Here is a 3,149-nt window from a genome sequence, read left to right on the forward strand (position 1 = left end):
CGATCAGCCAGCCCGACAGCGCGCCCTTCAGGATGGTCTGCACGAAATCGGTCCACAGGATGCCGGTATTCGCCGCAAAGCTGGCTGCGATCCGGCTGGGGGCGGGCAGGATCACGCCGGGTACGTTGTAGATGCGGGTGATCATCTCCCACAGGATCAGAACGGTTGCGCCGAAGATCAGCGCGACCAGCACCCGCGCGCTGCGAGTGTCGATGCGCGACAGCCAGGCGTTCAGTCCCCATGCGCCCAGCCAGACGGCGATGATCGGCAGCGCGCTCATCGGGACAGCCCCATCCGGCGCAGCGTCAGGGCCTCGATCCGGCCGATCAGCATGACCAGCGCGGCGGCAAGGGCCGCAGCGGCGAACAGCGCCGACCAGATCTGGATGGTCTGCCCGTAATAGCTGCCCGACAAGAGCCGTGCGCCCAGCCCCGCCGTCGCGCCCGCAGGCAGTTCGCCGACAATCGTGCCGACCAGCGCAGCCGCCACCGCGACCTTGAGGCTGGCGAACAGATAGGGCATCGAGGATGGCAGCCGCAGCCGCCAGAACACCTGCGCGCCCGATGCGCTCCAACTGCGCATCAGGTCCATCTGCATGGCGTCGGGCGTCCGCAGCCCCTTGACCATGCCGACAAGGACCGGAAAGAAGGACAGCCATGCCGCGATGATCGCCTTGGGAAAAAGCCCGGTTATCCCGGCGCTGGCAAAGACCACGATCACCATCGGCGCGATGGCAAGGATCGGCACGGTCTGGCTGGCCACCGCCCAGGGCATGACCGACTGATCCATGGCCCGGTTATGCACGATCCCCACCGCCAGCAGAATCCCCGCAAGACTGCCGATGGCAAAGCCTGCCATCGTCGCCGACAGCGTGACCCAGCCGTGATAGATCAGGCTGCGCTTGCTGGTGATCTTTTGCCCCGCGATCCCGTCCCACAGCCCGGCGGCGACCTGATGCGGCGCGGGCAGGACGGGGCGGTCCTGCGTCATGGTCTGGCGGAACAGTTCCACCATGCCCGGTTCGGTTCCTGCCCGCGCCGCCTGATCGCGAACCCATGTCGCATTCATCCCGACGGCGGCGACATACCAGACCACGACGATGGCCAGCAGCACGGTCAGGATGGGCAGGGCGCGGTTCATACGGTTTCCCTTCGCCATTCCAGCAGCATATCGGCCAGATTTTCCTCGTTATCGCCATCTGTGCGCCGGACCTCGCGAAAACCCTGTTTTGCATAGAACCGTCGGACAGAGGCATTGGCCTGAAAGGTCCACAGATCCAGCCGGGCCTGACCGGTCCGGGCCTTTTCAAGCAAGGCCGACCCGATGCCCGCACCCCGCCACGTCGCCGCAACATAAAACGCAGTGATCGTCTGCCCGTCTCGCGCCAGAAAACCCACGATCAGCCCGCCATGTTCGGCAACAATCACAACGCGATTGGCCCGCATATAGGTGCAGTAATGCCGCTGGACATCCGTGGGCGGATGACAGCGGGGCATCCAGTCGGCTTCATCTATCCACCGGTTGAGGATCGCCGCGCAGGCCGGCATATCCCCGGCCATGGCGCGGCGGATTACGGCCTTACTCATAGCTGTGCCCGTCGCGCAGCCCCTCGCGGACCTCATGGGCCAGCGCGAAGAATTCCGGCGTGTCGCGAATATCCAGCGGGCGATGGGCGGGCAGCGGGCTGTCAATCACCCGCGTGATGCGCCCCGGACGCGGAGACATGACGACGATCCTGGTCGAAAGATAGACTGCTTCTGGTATGGAATGTGTAACAAAAACAATTGTTTTACCGGTTTTCCTCCACAACTCCAGCAGCGCCTCGTTCAGCCGGTCGCGCACGATTTCGTCCAGCGCACCAAAGGGTTCATCCATCAGCAGGATGTCGGCATCAAAGGCCAGCGCGCGGGCGATGCTGGCGCGTTGCTGCATCCCCCCCGACAACTGCCATGGATACTTGCCGCCAAACCCGCCCAGATCCACGAGTTCCAGCACCCGTTCGATACGCTCCCTCCGGTCGGCACGGGAAAACCCCATTATTTCAAGAGGCAGCGAGATATTCCCCGAAATCGTCCGCCACGGATACAGCCCCGCCGCCTGAAACACATAACCATAGGCCCGCGCCTTCCGCGCCTGATCCGCGCTCATCCCGTTGACGGTCAGCTTGCCGCCGGTCGGTGTCTCCAGCGCCGCGATGGTGCGCAGAAAGGTCGTCTTGCCGCAGCCCGAAGGGCCGATAAAGCTGACGAAATCGCCCTGGTTGATGGTCAGGTCGACGCCTTTCAGCGCGTGGACCGGGCCGTCCGCAGTCTGAAAGGTCAGGTCGATGTTTTCGGCGGTGATGACGGGTTCAGGAATTGTGGTCATTCGGTTTCAATTTCCGCCTTCATGCAGGCTTGGGAAGCGCCGATGGAACAGGAGTACCGCGAGAGTGGGACCCGCAATCACGAGGGCGGGGCCACCAAACCAGAGCGCGCCTACCAACGGTCCGGTGCGGTCCGAAACTGTCATTGCCGCAACCAGAGCCAGCAGCCAGAAAACCGTGGCGCCGAGGCCCGCGGAAAAAGCGGCCTTGCGGCCGAACAGCCCGGTCCGGTCGGCCAAGTGACTGCCGAGCCACCACCCGAAGGCGGCAGGGATCAAGGTGACGATTGTGGCAAGCAGCAGGACAATCACCGTGAACGGAAGGGTGATGAAGGGCGCCGCTAGCAGACCAATGGTGTAATCCACGATACCGGTCGCGTCACCGGGGTCGCCGGATACAACCAGAAGAAACAGAGCGGGCGTGAGCGGCCAGAGCAGGCTGACCGCCAGCATGCTCGCCGCGAACCATAGGAAATAGCCGCTGCTTCTGAGGGTGCTCATCAAACCCCCGTCGCCGGTATCCCCGACCGCTGCACCGGCCTTGGGGCGGTCAGTTCCTTCCAGGCCGACAGCGCCCGGTTCACCTGACCGCGCGGCTCTCGGGCGACGAATTCGCCGTGGCCTTCGTGGCTGTCCACCTTGCCTTCGCGCACCGCAACCACGCCGCGGGTCAGGGTATATCGCGGCAGGCCCTTGACCTGCTGCCCCTCGAACACGTTGTAGTCGATGGCGGATTGCTGGCTGCCTGCGGTGATGGTCTTTTCCGCCTGCGGATCCCAGACCAC

The 3,149-nt window shown here is 64.2% G+C and carries 4 protein-coding genes and 2 pseudogenes; all 6 read right to left on the reverse strand.

The features are described from left to right. Positions 1 to 280, reverse strand: a pseudogene (locus tag ACK5L9_RS16225) (ABC transporter permease); the annotation flags it as partial. Beyond that, complete coding sequence (locus tag ACK5L9_RS16230) at positions 277 to 1,140, reverse strand: ABC transporter permease (RefSeq protein WP_416912505.1); 864 nt, start codon at positions 1,138 to 1,140, stop codon at positions 277 to 279. The gene ACK5L9_RS16230 and the pseudogene ACK5L9_RS16225, both read right to left, overlap by 4 nt. Further along, a complete protein-coding gene (locus tag ACK5L9_RS16235; RefSeq protein WP_416912506.1) occupies positions 1,137 to 1,586 on the reverse strand; it encodes a GNAT family N-acetyltransferase in 450 nt (149 codons plus the stop codon). Before ACK5L9_RS16235 ends, ACK5L9_RS16230 begins: the two co-directional genes overlap by 4 nt. Then, entirely contained in the window at positions 1,579 to 2,367 is a 789-nt protein-coding gene (locus ACK5L9_RS16240) for an ABC transporter ATP-binding protein (RefSeq protein WP_416912507.1), read from the reverse strand. Before ACK5L9_RS16240 ends, ACK5L9_RS16235 begins: the two co-directional genes overlap by 8 nt. Positions 2,368 to 2,373: 6 nt before the next feature. Continuing rightward, positions 2,374 to 2,865 (reverse strand): hypothetical protein, encoded by a 492-nt coding sequence (locus ACK5L9_RS16245; protein WP_416912508.1) that lies wholly within the window; start codon positions 2,863 to 2,865, stop codon positions 2,374 to 2,376. Then, a pseudogene (locus ACK5L9_RS16250) lies at positions 2,865 to 3,149 on the reverse strand (dihydropyrimidinase); the annotation flags it as partial. The pseudogene ACK5L9_RS16250 and the gene ACK5L9_RS16245, both read right to left, overlap by 1 nt.

This window comes from Paracoccus sp. (in: a-proteobacteria) (assembly GCF_047973135.1).
Classification (GTDB): Bacteria; Pseudomonadota; Alphaproteobacteria; order Rhodobacterales; family Rhodobacteraceae; genus Paracoccus.